The 19,231-nt window shown below is 69.8% G+C and carries 13 protein-coding genes; all 13 read right to left on the reverse strand.

Translation table 11 applies throughout. From position 1 onward, the window contains the following. Positions 1-37: 37 nt before the first annotated feature. A complete protein-coding gene (locus ACGRHY_RS28980; RefSeq protein ID WP_394638627.1) occupies positions 38-1,207 on the reverse strand; it encodes a peptidase M23 in 1,170 nt (389 codons plus the stop codon). A gap of 2 nt (positions 1,208-1,209) precedes the next feature. Next, positions 1,210-2,058 (reverse strand): hypothetical protein, encoded by an 849-nt coding sequence (locus ACGRHY_RS28985; RefSeq protein ID WP_394638628.1) that lies wholly within the window; start codon positions 2,056-2,058, stop codon positions 1,210-1,212. 127 nt (positions 2,059-2,185) lie between these two features. Then, complete coding sequence (locus ACGRHY_RS28990; protein ID WP_394638629.1) at positions 2,186-4,231, reverse strand: hypothetical protein; 2,046 nt, start codon at positions 4,229-4,231, stop codon at positions 2,186-2,188. 29 nt (positions 4,232-4,260) lie between these two features. Continuing rightward, positions 4,261-4,809: a hypothetical protein gene (locus ACGRHY_RS28995; protein ID WP_394638630.1), complete on the reverse strand. Its 549-nt coding sequence runs from the start codon at positions 4,807-4,809 to the stop codon at positions 4,261-4,263. A 27-nt stretch (positions 4,810-4,836) separates the two neighbouring features. After that, a complete protein-coding gene (locus ACGRHY_RS29000; RefSeq protein WP_394638631.1) occupies positions 4,837-7,434 on the reverse strand; it encodes an ATP-binding protein in 2,598 nt (865 codons plus the stop codon). Further along, positions 7,431-8,258, reverse strand: coding sequence for a cell division protein FtsK (locus ACGRHY_RS29005; RefSeq protein ID WP_394638632.1), 828 nt, complete (start codon positions 8,256-8,258; stop codon positions 7,431-7,433). The genes ACGRHY_RS29000 and ACGRHY_RS29005 overlap by 4 nt, the downstream gene beginning before the upstream one ends. Position 8,259: 1 nt before the next feature. After that, entirely contained in the window at positions 8,260-8,835 is a 576-nt protein-coding gene (locus tag ACGRHY_RS29010) for a hypothetical protein (RefSeq protein WP_394638633.1), read from the reverse strand. A gap of 14 nt (positions 8,836-8,849) precedes the next feature. After that, positions 8,850-9,074, reverse strand: a complete 225-nt coding sequence (locus ACGRHY_RS29015; RefSeq protein WP_394638634.1) for a hypothetical protein — start codon at positions 9,072-9,074, stop codon at positions 8,850-8,852. Positions 9,075-9,156: 82 nt separating this feature from the next. Next, positions 9,157-10,185 (reverse strand): conjugal transfer protein, encoded by a 1,029-nt coding sequence (locus ACGRHY_RS29020; protein WP_394638635.1) that lies wholly within the window; start codon positions 10,183-10,185, stop codon positions 9,157-9,159. Between the two features lie 213 nt (positions 10,186-10,398). After that, positions 10,399-12,351 carry a pRL2-11 gene (locus ACGRHY_RS29025; RefSeq protein ID WP_394638636.1) on the reverse strand — a complete coding sequence of 651 codons (1,953 nt, stop codon included), beginning with the start codon at positions 12,349-12,351 and terminating at the stop codon, positions 10,399-10,401. A 641-nt stretch (positions 12,352-12,992) separates the two neighbouring features. After that, positions 12,993-14,237, reverse strand: a complete 1,245-nt coding sequence (locus ACGRHY_RS29030; RefSeq protein WP_394638637.1) for a DUF2637 domain-containing protein — start codon at positions 14,235-14,237, stop codon at positions 12,993-12,995. A 199-nt stretch (positions 14,238-14,436) separates the two neighbouring features. Then, positions 14,437-16,884: a hypothetical protein gene (locus tag ACGRHY_RS29035; RefSeq protein WP_394638638.1), complete on the reverse strand. Its 2,448-nt coding sequence runs from the start codon at positions 16,882-16,884 to the stop codon at positions 14,437-14,439. 1,278 nt (positions 16,885-18,162) lie between these two features. Next, positions 18,163-19,083, reverse strand: coding sequence for a hypothetical protein (locus ACGRHY_RS29040; RefSeq protein WP_394638639.1), 921 nt, complete (start codon positions 19,081-19,083; stop codon positions 18,163-18,165). Positions 19,084-19,231 lie beyond the last annotated feature (148 nt).

The raw sequence follows: 19,231 nt of genomic DNA on the forward strand, positions 1-19,231 counted from the left end.
AGAGGAGGGCCCGGCGGCCGGCAGCCGCCGGGTGGGGTCAGCTGGCCTTGGGGAAGTACGGCGGCGTCCAACCGACGTACTTCGCGCGCCATTTGGTCTCGAAGGCATCGGCCTTGACGATGTCGATGTGGCCTTTGCGTTCGATGTCATTGCTGGCCACCAGGCCGTTGCCGAGGTAGACGGCTATGTGGCCGGCCCTGCGCCCGGTGTCCCAGTACATGAGGGCGCCGGGAGGCGGGTGGCGGTCGCCGTCGTGGCGCATGTCGGCGGGGACGACCTTGTAGTGGTCGATGGCGTAGTACACGCCGCTGACGTTCCAGCCGTAGACCTGCGCGACGAAGGCCAGGCACAGCCGGTACCACCCGCCGGTGGAGTTGGGACCGGCGTGAGCACGCGCCCAGGCGATGGCTTCTTCGACCGACCGCGGGTTGGTCAGCTTCCAGGTGGCCTTGCCGTCGGTGAAGGTGCCGCCCTTGCCGCTGGCCGGGGAGCCGGTGTCCTCGCAGACGCTGGGGATCTCACCGGAGGCTGCGTCCTCGTCGGTTCCCGGGCTGTTGTCTGCGCTGGTGCCCTGGCGGCCGAGGTCGATTCCGGCCTCCCTGGCCAGGGCCCGCATGGCGGATTCGTGACCGGCGTACAGGTCGGGGTGCGCGCTGCGCTGGACGGCCTGAGCGACGTCCCCGGGCGGCCGCGTCTGCCAGTTGGGGATGTCGACCAGCCCCTTGTTGCCGCCGCGGCCGGTGAAGAAGGACGTGGCCGCGAACTCGGGCTGCATGATCTGCTCCTTGGTTCCCCAATTCATCGAGGGCCGCTGCTGGAACAGCCCAATGCTGTCGGCGTGGCCGTAGTTCAGGTTCTGCAGGGTGCTCTCCTGCATCGCCGTCATCAGCGCGATGAGGGTCGCTTTGCCGGGCAGGCCGAGCTTCTGCGCGACCTTGTCGATGGTGCGGGCGTTCGCCAGCTGCTGTGTGCGCACGCTGCCGGCGGCCGGCGGGCTGGTACCGGCGTCCGGGGCGGAGACTCCGGTGCCCGGCCCGGTGTCCTCGCAGCTGAAGGCCTGAGCGGACGGCAGCGGCGACAGACCGCCCAGCAGCAGCAGCCCGATCAGGAAGAGCACGCCGGCGATCACGCCGACCTTGAGCATCAGCCCCTTCTTCGCGACGCCGGCCGCCTGCATCGCGATCTGGGTGGCATCCCGCTGATCCATGGCTACTCCTGGATTCCGAGAACGCGGGTGACCTGCCAGGGCTGGCCGATGTCGGCACGGGAGACCTCCACGGTCAGGCGCCGGGTGTAGCTGTAGTCCTCGGTGCCCGTGACATCGATGCGGGTGGTGGCCTGGCGGTAGACCCGCACCGAGGTGTCCGGCGGCAGCTTCTGCTTGGCGGCCGGGGTGGTGATGGTGACCTTGGCCGGTGTGGCGGTGAGGGCCTGCGCGGCGATGAGTTTGTTCCAGTCCAGGTCGCCGTGCTTCTTCAAGTTGCGGATCAGGGCATCGGAGGCGTACGGCGCGGCACGGGTGACCGCGTCGACGTGGCTGGTGTCCTGCATCGGGTTGCGGGTGCAGTAAGCGGTAACGAAGGCTTGCGCGACGCCGTCGGGTGTGTCGGGCAGCTCGACCGTGGCGCTCGGTGTGGGGGCCTGTTCGGGCACGGTGGTAGCGGGTGAGGCGGGCGCGGTGGTGAGCGTGCTGTGCGGCTTGGTCCGCACCGTGTCGCTGTCCTTGCCCGGCCACAGCCAGGAGGCGGCGGCGACCAAGCCGGCCAGCAGCAGCGCGATGATCGGCACGGTGATGGGTGTGGGTACGTTCCTGCGCTCGCGTTTGACCCACTGAGCGCGGGCGTCGCGGCGGGCTGAGCGCCAGGCCTTGCGTGCGCGGCGTCGCTGGAAGTACGGGAGTTCGTCCAACTGTTCGGGCAGATCCTCTTCGCGCAGGAGTTCGCGCCACTGCTGCGGGGTGCGCGGCTCGGACGTGCCGTGGCGGGTGCGGGCGCCTGAGGTGGTGGCCTCGTCCGCGGGAGCGGTGCTCGGGGTCTCGTCACGGTGGTGGTCGGGCATGTGGAGCTCCGGGTGGGTGTGCCGCAGGCGGGCATGACGGCATGGCGGGATGGCCCCGGGGCGGTCCGGCCGATCAGCGGCCGGACCGCGGGGGTCTCACGAGCGGAAGAGGGGGGAGGTAAGGCGGTCAGGAGCCGCGTCGTCGCGGCGAGGGCGGTTCGCTGCGGCGAACGACCTCACTGCGTACAACCGTTCGGCGGCTGGCCGGTGGTGCGGCCGTACGTGCCGTGGGGGGCCGCTGAGCAGGCGCCGGCGGGTAGGAGCGGAATCTGGCTCCGACCGGGTTCGGCGGGTCGACCACTGTGCCCTGCACGACCTTCGGGCCGCTCTGGCGCGGGTGGTGTGGCACGCCGGGGCGTTCAGGTGCCCCAGGCCGCACCGGGTAACCGGTGCGCGCGGTGGTCGCCTTCTGCCGGGCGGCGCCGGCCTTGGCCGCGTGGGCGGCGGCGAAGTCCGGAACGGGCTGATGCGGCACGCCGGGATGCGGAGGACCACCCGGACGGCCCGGGCCGTCCGGGCCGCCGGGGCGGCCGGGGCTGGGAGGTCCACCGGGGCCGCCGGGCAGGCCGGGCCGGGTGGCGGCGTGGTCTCCGTAGCCGCCGGCGGGCAGCCTCGGGTAGCTCGGTGGCTGCGGGTAGGTGCGGGCGCGGGTGACTCGGATGGTGCTGCCGTTGTCGGTGCCGCTGCCAGCCGGTGAGGACGACGACGCACCACCGTGCTGTCCCCACCGGTCGCGCGTGGCACCCCAGTTGACGCGCCGTGTCCAGCCCACCAGGCCGCCACCGCCGCCACCGCGGCCCGTGGCGCCGAGGGCGTTGTTGATTCGCCGGGTGGCGGCCAGGTGCCCGACGGTGTTCAGGACGCCGCGGCCGGCGAGCTGGGCGCCGCCGGCGGAGACGATGCCGTCAAGCCGTCCCTTGATCTTGAGCGCCATCGCCGCTGCGGCGATGTTCAGCATCGACACGACGAGCCAGCCATAGACCTGCAGCGCGGACAGCAGCACCGTGTTCATGATCATGACGCTGCCGAGCAGCATCGTGGCGGTGCAGGACACCAGGATCAGGCCGATCAGGGATTCGAACCAGGACACACCCCACTGCCTGGGCCGGCCCGGGATGCACCACAGAGCGGCGAACACCACCCCGCACACCAGCAGCATCAGCGCGCCGAGCAGGCTGGCGACCATGGCGGCCGCGAGCACGATCACCAGGGCGCAGAAGATGGCGGCGGAGATCAGCGCGGCCAGCAGGACACCGATGCGCCCGGATGGGGTGTGGCCCTGGCGCCACTGCACCGCTTCGTGACCGGCGTTGTCGGTGTTCATGTTCTCGGACAGGTAGTCCTCGCGCTTGTCCATGTCGGTGCCGCGCTTGAGGACCTCCGGCCCCCACCGCTTGCAGGCCTCGATGGATCCCAGGTCGGCGATGCACCAGGGGGTGGCCACGTACGTGCGCCACACGGCGTCGCTGGCCTTGCGGAGGGCGTTGTCGCGGCCGCTGTCCGACCAGGCGGGCGTCGGGGTTCTGAACGGCATCGCGGTGGATGTGTCGCCGGACAGGCCGCCGTCGATTGTGGTCATGGCGACGGTCGAGCCGGCCTGGCGGGCCTGGTCGATGCCCTTGACCCAGGTCTGAGGCGAGGTGAAGAACGTCGCGGCGAGGGCTGCGGAGGCGGCGACCCAGGCCATCTGCCCGAGCATGCTGTGGTCGGAGCGGCGGGCCCAGGCGATGAACATGCCCAGCGCGAGCGCCATCGGCAGGAACATCTTTGCCATCGGGGTGGCCGCGGCGCCGATGGCCTTGGAAATGGCCGGCTCGATCTCGGGCAGCGAGATGACGTTGAAGCACCACTGCGTGATCGTGACGGCTGCGCGGCCCACCATTGCCACGGCCACCATGAGCATCGAGGCGATCCCGTGCAGGCTGCCGTCGATCAGGTCGCCGCCGGTGATTCTGTCGGAGAGCTGCTTGTCGAGCCGGTAGACCTCGGCCGGGTACGTCTCGAACAGCGTGCCTTGGCCGGGCGGAGTGATCGGGGAGGGCATCAGGTCGCCGATGCCGCCCGGCTTGTACTTGTCGGTGTCGTCGGCGGCCGCAGCCGGCCCGGTGACCATCACTGTGGTCAGCAGGCCGACGGCCCACAGCAGGAGGGTGCGCAGCCGCGGCGGCCGCACGGCGCGGATCCGGCGGCCGGCGCGGCGGATCAGTCCATCGCGGCCAGTACCGGTGCGACGGGATCGGCGGTGTGCGCGTAGCGGTCGCCGACGTCGCTCGTCTGCTCGATGAGCCACTTGTCACCCTCCTTCACAAGGCGTAGTACGTAGCGGAATTGGTCCTCGCCGGGCCGCTGCATGGTGGCCAGCGCTCCCTTGCCGGCCGGGTGGCTGGTGGAGGCGGGGACGTCCTGGATGTTGCTGATCTTGATGTCGAGCGGGCCGCGGTTGCTGTCCGCTTCGTCGGAGCTGTCGCTCTGCCGCTCCTTGATGCAGCCGGCGAGGGTGCCGCCGTCCTCGTCGAAGTTCGGGCGGGCGGCCTTCGTCTGCAGCTCGCACATCGTTGCGGCGTCGGAGGGCTCGACCGCCATCCACGCGTGCATGTAGTCGTGGGCGGCCTTGGTCACCAGCTCGGTGGTGGCCGGCCCGGAGGCCGGCTTGTCCGAGTCTGAGCCGGAGTCGGAGGAGCAGGCCGGCAGGGCGGTGAGTACGGCAGCGGTCAAGACGGCGCCGGCGGTGCGGCGGATGCGCGGGTTCATGCACGCTCCCTGGTCGGATACGGGTGTTCACGCAGCCTCCGATCCTGCCGTGCTGCGGTCGACGCCGGCATCCGGCCCCTCGCCCTGGTCCTCCAACGGCTCCTGGTCGCGCTCGCTCTGCTCGGCTTCGGTGTCTTCTGCCTGGTCCTTGGGGTTGGTGGACAGCGCGCGCAGGAGCTCGGCGCTGGGGGCGTCCCACTGCATCGTGGCCACCCGGTCGAACCGGTCGCGGATGATGCAGTGGCCGTGCCTGATCACACCTCGGGCCGTCTTGCCGACGCCGTGGATCAGGGCACGGCTGGCGTCGCCGACCGGTAGCCGCAGCAGCTCGGCGAGCGCGTCCTGCTGCACCTTCGTCGACTGCTCGAAACCGAAGACGGTCGTGATGGCCTCCAGCACGCCGTCCAGGCCGAGCAGGGAGTGCGGGTCCTGGCTGTCGATGGCCAGGCTCGTGTCCAGCGCGCGGCCCATGCGGGCGACCAGGTCCAAAAAGCGCCGACCGTCGTCGGTGCCGGTCAATACGTGCACCTCCGGCACGCTGATGACCTTCGGCAGGTTCCGCAGATCGGCACGGGAGGCGGTGTTGAGGGCGTAGGCGATCAGGCCGCGCATCAGCGCCAGGGAGACGCGTTCGTTCATCGTCATGTCCGCCGGTTTCGTTCCGGCCTGCGGCATGGTCAGGCCCGGAACCTGCACGAGCCACAGGCCTGGCTCCGGCCGCAGGGGTGAGGCCCTTTCTTGGGGCCTGCCCAGCACCGGAGCGCCCAGCTGCGTGCGGGCGACTTCCGCCAAGGCCTGCCCGGCGTCGCGGGCGAGTTCGTGCTCGTCGGCGCTCAGCAGCTCCACCACGCGCCAGGACGCCGGGTCGGAGTGTGCGCCGACGGTGTTCGCCGCGCGCAGCAGGTGGGTCTCCACACCCTGGTTACGCATCTGCTCCGGCAGCATGACCAGCATCTGTGAGACGACCTGCAGGGCGGCCTCACCGTGCGGCAGGACGCGGAAGAGGTCGGCCACGCCGGGGGTGTTGGTGCCGCAGGTGACGTGGTGGGAGTCCAGGCCGAGGTACCGGCCGGCCTTGATCAGGCCGCCCTCATCGCCCTTGAAGCCGAGCATCAGCGCGAAGGCGCCGCGCATTGCCGCGGTGAGCGTGGCGAGCTCCATCGAGGTGGTCTTGCCGCGCCCGGAGCGGCCCAGGAACGCTGTGGTGGTGGCGTCGCCCCGCGCCGAGCCGGCGGTGATATCGAACCTGCAGACGCCCGGGGTGGTGCCGGTCAGCAGCCCGGCGATCGGTCCTTCGTCGTCGCCGGCCTCGGACCCGCCCCAGAACATGGACGCGGCCAGGGCGTCGGTCTCACGGATGTGCCCCAGGTCAGTGACGCGCAGCATGTCCCCGATCTGGCTCTCCAGCCACATCTCCCGCTGCTCGTCGGCGGCCACGCGCACGTCGATGGACAGGCCGGCGTAGTGGGCGATGACCGCGTCGCAGCGCGCCTGGAGGTCTTCCAGGGACTCGGTGGAGGCCACCAACAACCGGGGGTGGTCTTCCAGCAGCGTCATGCTGTCCCGCGACATCCGCTGCCGCAGGCCCTCCATGACGCTCTCGGTCTCCTCGATCTCGGCCAGGGTCTCGCCGGCCGTCCCCTCCGCAGCCGAGCGGCGCTGCTCCTTCGCCGACTGGCGGACCTTGTCGACGGCCCGGATCGCGTTGCCCTTGCGCCAGACGCTGAACCGCACGGACGCCTCGGGGCATACCAGCAGCTCGCCACCGGAGGCGTGGGTGTAGCGGATCTCCGACAGGCAGCGCAGCCACTCCTGTTCCCCCGGGGTGTAGAGCTGCTCGGGAAAGGTGGGCATGGCCAGCACGGCGACCCAGGCCGCGGTGTTGCCGCGTGCGTCCAGGAGCTCGACGTGGTCGCTGTGCGGGACCGCGCGGGACTGGCTCAGCCGTACCAGGGAGGCACCGGTGATGACCGGAAGGTTCGGCGGTGCGGGCTGGGGCCGGTAGGACTCCCGGCTGATCGCCCACGCCAGCAGTTCGGCCGGCGCGATCCGCGCTCGCCACGGGGTCGCCTCCAGCCGGCGTTCCAGTCGGCGGGCGGCGGCGTCGAGCTGGGCGAGCTCGCTTGAGGGCAGACCGGTGTGGCGCAGGCCGAGCGCGGCGGTGGCAGTGTCCTTGACGGTCGCGGTCGCCGCGGTGGACCGCTCGGCGATCTTCACTCCGAGCAGCAGATGGCGCTGGGGCAGGTCCAGGCCATCCAGCCGGTTGGCCCACATGTCGGCGAACGCCTCCACGTCGCCGGCGGTGAACAGCTCGTGCGCCTCGGCCCGGTAGACCTCGCCGTCGAGCTGGGACCACAGCACCTTCAGGTGGCAGTCGTAGCCGGACAGCACCTTGCTCAGCGCCAGAGCCGCAGCATCCTGCTCCAGGTCCTGGCCCTGCTCCGGCATCAGGTCCGTGTTGGCGCTGGATAGCACAAACCACGCCTCCGCGGTCGTGGTGGTGGCCACCAGGCCGTCGGCGACCGCGACCAGCTGCGGGGCCGGCATGAACCGCTCGGCGCCCAGGCCCAGAAGCCGGCCGATGCGCGAGACTCCCTTCTTCGGTTTCGTCTTCGCTGCGCTCATCGGTACTCCTTCGGGACGGTGCCACGGGCCCAGGAGCGGGCCTGGGACTCGCTGAGGTACAGGGCTTGGAAACGGGTGGCGCGGCCGTGCTGCACCGCGTGCATCCGGCCGGGGATGACGGAGTAGGGCGGCACCGGCCACACCTCTGGTGCGATGCGGGTCCACAGGGTCTGGCCGGCATAGGCCAGGACCCGGGTGGGGAAGGCGTCGCCGACGGTGGTGCCGAGGTAGGGCGGGATACCGCGGGTGCTGCCGACGGCCAGCTGGATGCCGATGCGGTGACCGGCCGCCAGCAAGGCGCCGAGCGCTTCCACACCGGGGGCGTCCTCGAGCTGGCTGTCGGGCTGGGTCAGTGCCCAGTGCTGGCGCAGCCCGTACAGCAGGCGCTCGGCGTGTTCGATGACGATGAACCGGCGCGACGACCAGCCGTCGCCGGGTCCGGTGTCCGCCTGGCGCAGGCGGTGGGACATGTCTACGAGGAAGGCGTGCACGTCGCCGATGCGGCTGTGGGTGGCCGCGCCGGGCAGGGAGGTCGCCCAGCTGTGGGAAGGGCGCCGGGTGTCGATGTCGAGGATGTCCACGCGCGCGCCGTGGTGCAGGGCTTGGGCCGCGATGGCGCGCAGCACCGTGGTGGTGCCGCCTCCACCGCCGGTGGCGACCAGGACGTTGCCCGGCTCGTTTGGCAGACGGACGGGCTCGTCGCCGTCAGCGAGACCGAGTAGCACATGGTCGCTGTGCTGCAGTGCGCGGACCGTGTGCGTGTCGGTCAGGTGCACGCTCTGGCGCAAGGCCTCGATCGGCATGGTGATCTGGGCGCTGCTCATCTCACGTCTCCTGGGGGTGGGCGGGCGCGCGGCGCTTGCGGCGGCGCAGGCGTCGGCGGGACTTGGCCACCGCGTCCGGCCCGTACAGCCGCACCCGCGGACGGATGCGGACGGGCTTGCCGGTGGAGCGGGCGGGATCCGCGCCCCGGTCGGCGAACAGATGGCCGACGCCGGGTACCTGGGGCAGGTGGGGGAACCGTTCGCCCAGGCGACGCATCCGCAAGCGCAGGCCGAGCCGGCGCACCGGGATGCGGCCGCGGCCGACGACGGGCTGGACTCCGCGCAGCAGGTACTGGGCGTGCACGCCCCACACCAGGAGGTTGGTGCGCCGCCAGTAGGTCAGGGAGCGCTTGGCCCCGGCATAGGTGAGCCAGCCCGGTGGGAGCAGGAAGAACGGCACGGCCGACTGGGAGGGGAAGCCGGCCAGCAGCAGCCAGCCGCCCCACCAGACACCGAAGAAGACGAAGCCGTAGCGCAGCATCGTGCGCGGGATGCCCTCGCCCAGGTCGATCCCCAGCAGCTCGTGCTGTCTCGTCTCCAGGTCCCAGTGCCGGGTGTAAGTCCTCGAAGCTCGCATCACGTCTCCCGCTCTCAGCTGAAGACGCTGGCGATCTTCGTCCCCAGGGAGCTGAGGATCTCGATGGCCTGGTTGGTCCTGAAGATGCAGAAGGCGGCGACAGCGGCCCCCAGGAAGCAGGTCACGAGCTTTCCCCACTCGCTCCTGCCCCAGTGGGCGAAGATGCGCACGGCCAGAACCGCTCCGAACAGTGAGGCGACGATGGCGATGATGTAGGACGTCAGCTCGTTGCCGCCCATGGCTCTCCTTGAGGTTGGGGTACGACGGTTGGGTGGGTGCTGCAGCCGTTGAGGGGCGGAGCGCGGTGTGGCGCGTGCGGGCTCACTGCGCCGTCACCTGCCAGACCTGCCACCGCGAGGCGTTATTGGCGCTGACCTGGGCGAGCGTGACGCGGTAGGTCTGCTGCAGCTGGGCGCCGGCGATCTGCCAGCTCACGGTGGCGATACCGGTGCGGTGGGCACCGGATCCGGCCCGTACCGCCCAGCTGTCGAGGGAGTGCAGCCGCACGCCGGAACCCAGTGGCGCGATCGTCGCGCCGGGTGCGGTGGTCTGGTCTTCCGTCCCGGCCGCCCAGGCCTTCAGGAAGTCCTCGACAGCCGTGCGGGTGGCCTCGGTCATCGCGGTGTCGGTGTCCGGATCCTCCGGGGCCTTCCACTCCACGGGCTCTTCCAGGCCGACCAGGGCTGGCTGCCCCGTCACCAGGACGCGGCCGCCGCTTTCAGCGACAGGCACCTCCAAAGCGCGCCACGAGGACACGGTGCGGGCCTTGGCCCCCTTGCCGACGGTGGTCGACACCCGGACATCGACCACGACGCGGGCCTGGTGCGGGCGGGTCTGGGTGACCTCGCCCGGGATGGTCTGCGCGACGAGCTGGTAGCCCTCCCCGTTCCAGCCGGCCTTGGTGTCGGCCCCTTGGGGCAGGTCTCGCGCAAGCTCTTCCTCGCGTGCCTGCGGACTGTCCTCGGACCACGTCAGGTAGGACCGGGCGAAACGGGCGGCAACCTGCTGCGCGGCGGCTTCGGGAACGTCGTCCTTCTGCGCCTCGACCCGGGGATCGGCTTTCGGCGCCGTTTCCTGCTGCTGCGGCGGCCAGAGGATGGCCCGCACGCCGGCGAAGGCGAGCAGGCCGATGACGAGCCACACAATGCCGAGGCCGGCCCGGCGCGCTATGACACTTCCCGACCCCTCATCCTCCTCCGCCCACCCCAGTGCCTCCGATGCCTTGCCCGGCGGTTTCCGATCGGGTTCTTCGGCAGCGCGCCGTGTCCGGCTGGCAAGCGCATCGGCAAGCTCATCACCCCCCGATGGTTTTCTTCCAGGAAGGCCTAGAACCTTCCTCCACCACGTCATCTCGGTCTCCTCGGCCGTCTTATGATCCGGTCGTCCGCCCAGGCGGGCACCATGAATGGACGGGCCTCCACGCGTGCTGCGGAAAGCTCACACCGAAACGTTAAGCCGGATGACCTGTGGATAGATTTTCCCGCCGGATGCGCAGCCGGATCCCACCGGACACAAGAAAAGGCCCGCACCGAGTGCGGGCCCTTCCAGGAAGACGAGCGGGGGTCAGGACGCGCCAGCTTCCCCGTCGACCGTTGTTCCCATGCCTCCCTTGGGGCGGTTACGCGCCCACTTCAATAGATCATCAGGCCGATACAGCATCTGAGTTCCTTTCTTCCCTGCATTCTTGGGGAAGTCAGGATCGTCAGTCCGGGCCTTGCGCAGAGCAGCCAGGGTGAGGTGCGGGAAAAGCTGCTCCTGGGCTTGGCGCAAGGTCAGCACCTCCGCCTCGGCGACCTTGCCGGGCACCTCCTGCTCGCCTGCGGCCGCCTCTCCGGCGGCGGCCGCAGGCGGCTCCGACACGGTGCCCCGCTGGGGGCGGCCACCCTCCTCGGCAGCTGCGGCAGGCACGGCCTCCAGCTGGGAGGTTCCACCTCCCAGCTCGGCCGGTATGTCCGTTTCTCTCAGGGGAGCTGGGAGGTGGCCCCCCTGTTTCGCCTGGTGGGCAGGCTCATCTGGGAGTCTGGGAGTCTGGGAGGTTGCCGCCTTCTCCGGCGTCACAGCGGGCGGGCCGGAGGTGCCGGCCATGGCCCAGGCGCGGGCCTCGGCGTCGCTCATGAACATCACCTGCGTCTCATGGGCGACGCCTCCCAGAACGACCTGGGCGCGTCCGATGTGCCGGGTGCTCTTCGGGGCTGGCTGGACCTCGGGGACCAGCATGCGCCAGGCGTTCTGCGTGTACCGGGCGAGAATACGGGTGGCGAAATTCTCACGCATTTCCGGACCGCCCAGCGCGCGGGCCGTGGCCGACTGGGCGACGAGCAGAACGTGCAACCGAACGGCACGCCCCATGAACAGGATCTCAGCGAGCGCGTCGACCGCAGGAGAGACCTTCGGATCACCTTTTTCCTTGATCTTCTCCCAGTAGCGCGTCAGCTGCTTCATGGTCGCGTTGATCTCCTCCAGGAGAATCACAATACGCGGCCCGACTTCGGACGGGTCAGCGTCGTCGCCGAGCTGTTCCGCCGCATGGATCCTTCGCCGCCCTTCGGCCCCCAGGCGAATCAAAGCGTCATGAATGTCGGCGATATCCCGGCAATACTCAACGTTCTTCACGCCGCGTGCCCACAGGTGCGATACCCGCTTGAAATCCAGGATGTAGGCGTGCGCGCCGTGGTGGATCAGCTGAGAGGCGATGGTGCGGAGAATGACGCTCTTTCCGCCGCCGGTCCCCGCCGAGACGAGAACATGCGGCGATTCGGCGTCCAGGTCGACGGAGACGACCTTCTGCCCGCGCTCCAGGCCGATGAGTGGCGCCGACTCGGGGACCTTCTGTACGAGTTCTCTGACTTTCGGATCGGTGAAGACGACCTTGCTCGGAGGCCGGTGGACTTTCTTCACCGTCACATGCGGCTTGCGGCCGTCGTACTTCCAGCTGAAGGACACGCCCTGCAGGGCGAGCTTCTTGATGACCATCTCGGCCACCACCTGCTCGTTGAACGTCAGATCCACCGGCAGGTCGATGCGGATTTCGGCGTCGTCGTCGGAGAAGTTCGCCGGGATGTGCAGGTAGGAACGCGGCCGCGTCGCTGCGGGGATGCCGAGCGGACCGGCCAGGGCTAGGTGCAGTGGCTCGATCCACTCCCGCATCAGCTCGCGCTGCCCGCGGTTGCGCACCGCGTGCACCAGGCCGCCGGTCAGGAGCAGCCCGCCGGCGGCGCCGACTCCGTACTGGAGCACCTGGAGGGTCTGCTCGGGGTCGGTCCAGTAGGACCAGCCGCCTGCGCCGATGGCTCCCAGCCCGGTGACCCGGGCCGCAGCCCTCTGCCATCCGGGCCGGTATGCCCACGGGCCCACCCGCCCGTCGGCACCGTCGAGAACGCGGCTCCCGCGTTTGAAGAAGGTGGCGTCCGTCCGCTGCACGCCGTCCATCTCCCGTCCGGACAGCAGCCGTCCGATGCCCGTGATGGCAGCCTCGATGCTCTCCTCGATCTGCCGGTCGAATTCGCTGCGCGCCATTGCTCTTTTCCTCCAGTGCGCACGGTCGGTGCCCTCCGCACAGCGCGGGCAGTGCTCTGCAGAGACGCTAGGCCGGTCCGCCTGTGGATAGATTTCGCCGGTGCAGCACCCTTGTGCAGTGCAGTCCTGCACGGGGTGCTGCACCGTGCAGGATCCGGCTTCGCATGGTGCAGCGCCCACGGCTGCGCTCCACTGCTTCCGCGCTCCTGCATGCAGCAGTGCCGCCCGGCGGGCCGCACTGCACAAGGGTGCTGCACCGGAGCTACTTGTCCAGCAGCAGAGGCGCTGCTCGCCCGTCACGCGATGGGCGAAGAGGCCGGGCGAGAACCCGCTGTGCTCCGGCCCTGCCGACTGCGGCCTCTTGGGCGCCGCGGCCGGCAGGGCCGGAGCACAGCGGAGAGGCCGGCCGTCTGCGGATGCACGATGCTGCACGCCATGAACCATCGGCTCTGCGCCGAAGGCACGGCTGCTCCGGCCGCAGCAGTGCACGGGTCGCGGAACGACGGGCAGGCACCCGGCCTTGCCGCTGCGCCGCTGTGATGCACGGACAGCGCCTGCCGCCGCGGGGCAGCGCTGCACTGCATCCGTGCAGTGGTGCAACGGGAGGGGTGTGCAGTGCCGGGGCGTACTGCAGCGGGGCATCAGGCAACGGCTGCGGTCTTCGACGAGGCAGGACTGCTCTCGCTTGCCTTCGTGATGCTGCTCTCCTTGGCCTTCTGCGCGATCCGCCAGACCTGGCCGCTGTTGACAGGCTTGCCGTGCTCCTTCAGCCATCGGGTCAGGGTCGGGGCATCGGCACTGCCCAGAACCCGGATCGCGTACCGCACCGCATCCGCCGGCTTGAGCCCGGCGATCGCCTGAGCATGCTGGCCGACCTCGCGCTCCGGCCTACCGGCCTCACCCTGCTCGGACTCAAGAGCGCCACCTGGTTCGCCGGCCCCGCCCGGCACGGGAGCCGGCGCGCTACCGCGCGGCGGCGCGACCGCGCCGACGTCGGGCTGTCGGCCCTCCTCACACTCGCCAGTCGGCGGGGAGGGGGCCACTGCCGGTTCCGTTTCCGGCCGTGGCGAGTCCTGCCGGCCAGAGACGATCTGAGGGGCTGCCTTGAGCATCCGGCCGCCCGGTGGCGCCGAGGTGCCGGTATCGCTGAAGGGCACCTCGGCCGGCGCGACGGGCAGCAGACCGGGCTCGATACCGGCGGCGGCCAGACCGGCCGGTGCCGTCTCGCTCAGCGGTACCCCATAGCGGGCCAGACGCAGAGGCATCAGCGACTCCACTGGCGCCTTGCGCCGCCAGCCGCGCCCGTACCGGGACTTCAACCGGGCCCGGTAGACCAGACGCTCCTGCTCCAGCTTGATCACCGCGTCATAGGACCTGAGCTCCCACAACTTCATCCGCCTCCACAGCAGCGCAGTGCTCAGAGGGGCCAGCAGCCACCGCGAGACACGCACACTGTCCATGCGACGGTCCTCGGAGAGGCCGGCCAACCGGCTGATGGCCCGCCGGCCGGCCTCGACGGCCGCGAGGAAGGCCACCGGGATCGTGCCGTGCATCGCCATGCCCAGCGGATCGGGGTAGGCCGCCATGGAGTTGAAGACCATCGTGGCTGCGGACAGGAACCAGGCCGTGTACCGCAGCAGGACCAGCGCCATCCCGAAGAAGTCCAGCAGCAGGTCCAAGGCGAGCAGCATGATGATCGACACGTCCACGCCGATGGGGAACCACGGTGCGAAGGCACCGAAGCCCTTTCGCTCAGCCAGCTCGCTGACCGCGGAGTAGGACCCGGCGAAGCCGATCCCTGCGACGGTGACCGCGCCGAGGACCACCACAGCGATCAGAACGCGGTGGGTGAGCGTGAGCTGGACGCGGCCGCGGCTGGTGGTCAACACCGACTCCTTCCCTTGGTTACCGCGAGTCTGACCCAGGTCGCCTGTGGATAGATTTCACCCGCACCGGCCCCGCCCCGGCCGGATCCACCAGTGCAGCCCCGACATGGGGGGAGGGCCCCGACTGCCCCCTTGGAGAACAACCGCGCCACCCGGCCACCACCGGCGACCATCTACTGCGTTCGAGGGCGGCTACCCCTTATCGCGCCGATCCCGAAGCGGCGGCCTCCAGCGGCTGGGCAGCGAGCTCGGCCAACCGTTGCGACCACGGCCGCCGAGCCGGGCGGGGAACCGACTCGGACCGGAAGCGGCGCAGCTTGGCCAGGTGGCCGACCAGCAGTTCGTGCGCTACCCGGGCCCGAGCCTCGTGCGCGGCGCGTGTGGCATCCGCTCGGGCCTTCTCGGTCACCGGCCAGATGTGGCGAAGAGCCATCCGCTGCACGTGCAGGGCCTCAGCCCTCGCCGCCGGAGATTCCCCCAGCGACACGAGCGCCTCACGGCGGCGCTGCTCCAGCAGTCGCCTGGCGCGCTCGCACTCGGCATCGGCGCGCACCACCAGATAGTCACAGGACACCTCGACCCGCCGAACATCAGCCCAGGTGTCCCGCTCGATCTGTTCAGCCAGGGAGGCCACGGCCTGGGGATCGGCGAAGTCGGCGCGCAGCGCGAGCACGATGTCGACCGCTTCCTCGACCACCTTGCGGGTGCTCTCCTGCAGCGTGCACCCCAGGCAGAGCCCGCCCGCTTCGGGCAGACCGCACTGCCGACACGGCACCATCGCTCGCGCGGCCTCCTCCTGCGCGATCCGGGCACGCTGCTCCTCGACCGCCTGCTGGCTCTGAGCCTGTTCCCGAGCCGCCCGCTCCCGGCGTGCGAGGTCGTGCGCGGCCTGGAGCTCGACCCGGGCCCGCAACTCCTGCTCATACAGCGGCCGCCGGGCTTCGCGAGACAGCTGAGGGTGACGCGCCGCGATGTCGGCGGCCACCGCCTGCCGCAAGCTGCGCCGGTCACCGACCCGGCAGGCACAGCTCTCACACGCCCCGCCGGTGTCCATCCGCACACCGTCATCGCACACCTCCGACCAGCACTCCGTGCGCTGAGGAAGGCCCCGGTGCAGCAACCAGCCCGCGAGATCCTGCACCGGCTGAGCACGCTGCCGGTCCAGCCGCCGCTGCAGCCGCTCGGTCAGCGCCCGTTCGGCAGGCCCGACCCCAACGACACCCCGCAGTCGGCTCAGCTCCAGGCGTACCGCCCGCGCCAGCCACCGGCTTGTGGACTCCCGCTCCAGGCCAGCCCACAGCCACGCCACCGGCGCCAGCACTTCGCGCAAGTCGTCGGGCACACCCACTCGGCCCACGAACGCCGACCGTCCCGAGCCATCACACATGGGCGGGGGAGAATCGCGCTCCTCCCCGCGAAGCGGGACCTCCCCTGCCCCAAGTGCAGCCGCGGAGCAGGGATCGACCTGATCCTCGCCCGCGCCCGCGCGTTCCCGGTGATCGTCGCAACCCAAGACGGCAGAGCCGGAAAAGCAGTCACGATCAGCCGCACCAACTCCATGAACATCAACCACAGGTGAGTGGTCCGCGTGGGGTTCTGCACAACCGTCAGCAGTCGTAACCCCGCCCAGACCCGACCCCACCTGCGAAGATGCCTCACCAGTCCCCTCCTGATCCCGGAATGCACCTTCCAGGCCCCAGGCCAGAACGTCATCGAAGCTCTCCTGAGCCCAGCCGTCGCCGGCCAGCACCAGCTCCGGACCCTCGCCGTCGGCTTCGGCCGCGCCGCTGCTTCCCGCACACCGCGGGCACCCACCAGCACCCCCCTCGCCGACCTCGCACTCCTCGGAAGCCTGTGGAACCGAAGACATCCGCGCCCGGGCGTAAGCCTCTGCGACCGCAGGCACCCGCAACCGGCCCCGGCCCCACCGCTCCGGCCGCTCGAAATCCACCACCCCCATGCCGACGAGCCGCTCGACCACTTTGGCCCCAGCCTCGACCGGGCAGCCCAACAGCCGTGCCACCGTCGCATCCGCGCGGCCAAAACCCTCGGCAACCCGCCCAGGCGCCATCCGAACGCGCCCGTCGCTGCGGGCGTTCAGCACGAGCAGCACCATCGCCAGCCGGTCGGTCGCGGCATCCCGCCCCCGCCGGAAGGCCATGAAGCCCGCCGGGGTCTCCGGCCCGCCCACCGGCGACCACCCCGGACACGTCACCACCTCGCACAACCGCAACAGCGTCGCCAGATCACGCCGGTTGAGCAACGCCAGCGGATGAGTGGCCGACGCCGCTCGAGCTTCCCGCAGCGGCAGCAGGTCCAGCACGACCGCCGATGTGCGGCCCCCTTTGTCGCGATCCGCCTCGCCCGTGACCACCCCGGCTTCCTTCAATGCGGGAACCACCGTGTGGCCGACATATGAGATCGAGCAGCCCAACCAGCCGGCCAAGTCCCGGTAGCGCACCAGCACGCGTGACGACGTCGCCGGCGCCTTCGCCAGCAACACCACCACGGCCAGGCGCACCACATCACGGGCACCAGCCAGGCGCGGATCTTCCAACAGCGCCCGCACAGCAGAAAGGAGAGCGCCTCGCATCGAGCGGGTCAGCAGCAGAGACTCACCCGCAGCCAGGACGGCCGTGGGCGGCATCGTTGAAGTGTTCGGAGAACGGGCCGGCGGACGATTCACGCCACCATCAGGCACGACTACGCCAGCCCTCGGACGGGTAGCTATGATTTGCTCCTGTCGAGGAGGTACGAGGACGACACCCATCGCCAACCGGCACTGCCTGGGGAGGTAGGGAAGCCGGCCGCGCGACGGTATTCAGTTAGAGATGTGGGTAGCGCTCACCTCCTCGACAGGGCTGGCCCGGGACTCCGCAATCCCGGGCCAGTTGCGTGTGTCGCGACAGCCCGACAGACCTAGGCCGCGGGACGGCGTTGAGTGCGGCTGATTCGAGTCGTTGTCCTCCTGCGCGGTTCCCGCTTGGGAGTGCGTGCGAGAAGGGACGGCAGCTCGTCGATCCACCGTCCGATGGGGAGACGAAGGGCTACCTGAGCGTCGAGCAAGGATGGCTCGTGACCGTCGGCAGCAGCCGACTCCAAGGCTGCTCGCTCTGCACGGGTATGGGCGACTTGCACCGAGTCTTGCATGATCCAAAGGGTCGTCTCAGGAGTGGTCCTTGGGTCGGTTACCGCATCACGGGCAGCATGGAGGGCGGAGAGCTGCCAGGTGTCGATCTCGTGTTTCCTGGAGCGTTGGCGAGGCCTGTCCGGCCACACGAACTGCGAGATCACCCGGTAGACCTTGATAACGATCACGTCGGCTTCGAAGTGCTGCTCCGGCAGTACGCCGTTCTGTACGGCTCGGTAGACCCAGTTGCTGTCTACGCCAGCGGCGACGGCAACAGCGTTGGCGCTGAGGCGACCTGAGGGCATCGATACTCCTGGAAGAAGATCAACCTGGCGACGTCAGCATACCTGAACCCGGAGAGTTATTCCCCTGTCAGGGGCATAGGTGCGTAGCGGGGTGCGCGTGATGACAGATGCAGCGGCGGTAGAGGCTGTCGACAGCTGGATCGTTCATGTTCTTGGTATAGATCAAGGTGTGGACACCGGTAGGCAACAAGGAGTGCATATAGGTCTAAGCATCGGTATACACGCTGATCACCGCCGCGCAGAGCGGAGAGGGGGTGATCAGCGGCAGGGGCGCTAGAGAGGGCAGGGGGCGTCGGTGAAGTCGCCGCACGAAGTATGGGCCCGCAGATGCACCTGCTCCGAAGCGGCATGTACCGACCGCAATCCAAGAGGCGAGGAAAAAATTTTGCCCCTCTTTGCCAGGATGGGGCTTTTCTCTCTAGGCGTGTCGCGGGCAAGCGAGAGGGGCCACCCAGACCGGGGTGACCCCTCTCGATAGAAGACGCACGCCTCAGACAAGTGGTGCGGGTGCCGGCTTCGGGAGCGGGCCCTCCGCCTCCAAATCACGGAGCAACTGCTGTACGAGAGCCGAGACGACGTCTTTGCCCTTGCGGGCGTAGTCCGCAGCCTCCAGCAGCTCCAGAATCTCGCTGAAGTTCCTTATAGCCGCAGGGCTGAGGCTAAGGGTGGTCTTCTTGCCCTTCGGGAGGCCCATCTGCTCGGCCTGCAGTCTGTCTGCGAGTCCGACCAGCTTGCCTTGGTCCAAGGGCGCGGTGCGCAGTGCCGCGTCCAAGTAGTGCCCGAGCGTCAGCTCAGGGCGCCCAGTGGACTTCCGATCTCTCTGGACCCGCCCCTTCAGAAGAGGCCACAGGCCAGGGATCAGGTTTACGCCCTGCGTATCCCACTGGCGCGAGTGAACCCTTGAGTCAATGAAGCTGTTCCAGACCTCTTGCTGCACGCGTCCGTACTCTGGATCCTCCGGACTTTGGGCAGGCCGCTTACGTGTCGAGGTAGCGACTCTCTTACCTGTCCGGCTAGGAGCGCTCTCCCTCTTCTCGGTGGCGGTGGTGGCTGGTTGTGGGGCGGCCGGTGCCGCCTGCACGGTCTCTTCCTGTTCTTCCTGAACAGTGGCAGTACCAGGTGGCTCGGTGGGTGTGGTGGCCGGTTCGGTGGCGGTGGTGGCTGGTTGTGTGGTGGCCGGTTCGGTGGCGGTGGTGGCTGGTTGTGTGGTGGCCGGTTCGGTGGCGGTGGTGGCTGGTTGTGTGGTGGCCGGTTCGGTGGCGGTGGTGGCTGGTTGTGGGGCGGCCGGTGCCGCCTGCACGGTCTCTTCCTGTTCTTCCTGAACAGTGGCAGTACCAGGTGGCTCGGTGGGTGTGGTGGCCGGTTCGGTGGCGGTGGTGGCTGGTTGTGGGGCGGCCGGTGCCGCCTGCACGACCTCGCTCCCGCCGGGGGAAGGCACTGCTGTGGAAGTAGCCAGTGTGACAGCAGGCGACGAGGGCTCCACCGTCCCTCCACCTTGCCCAAGGAAGGAACTCGCGGCGACGCTATCAGCGTTGGACAACAGCTCCGCTGCTGCAGCC

Source organism: Streptomyces shinuiensis (assembly GCF_043660855.1).
Lineage (GTDB): Bacteria > Actinomycetota > Actinomycetes > Streptomycetales > Streptomycetaceae > Streptomyces.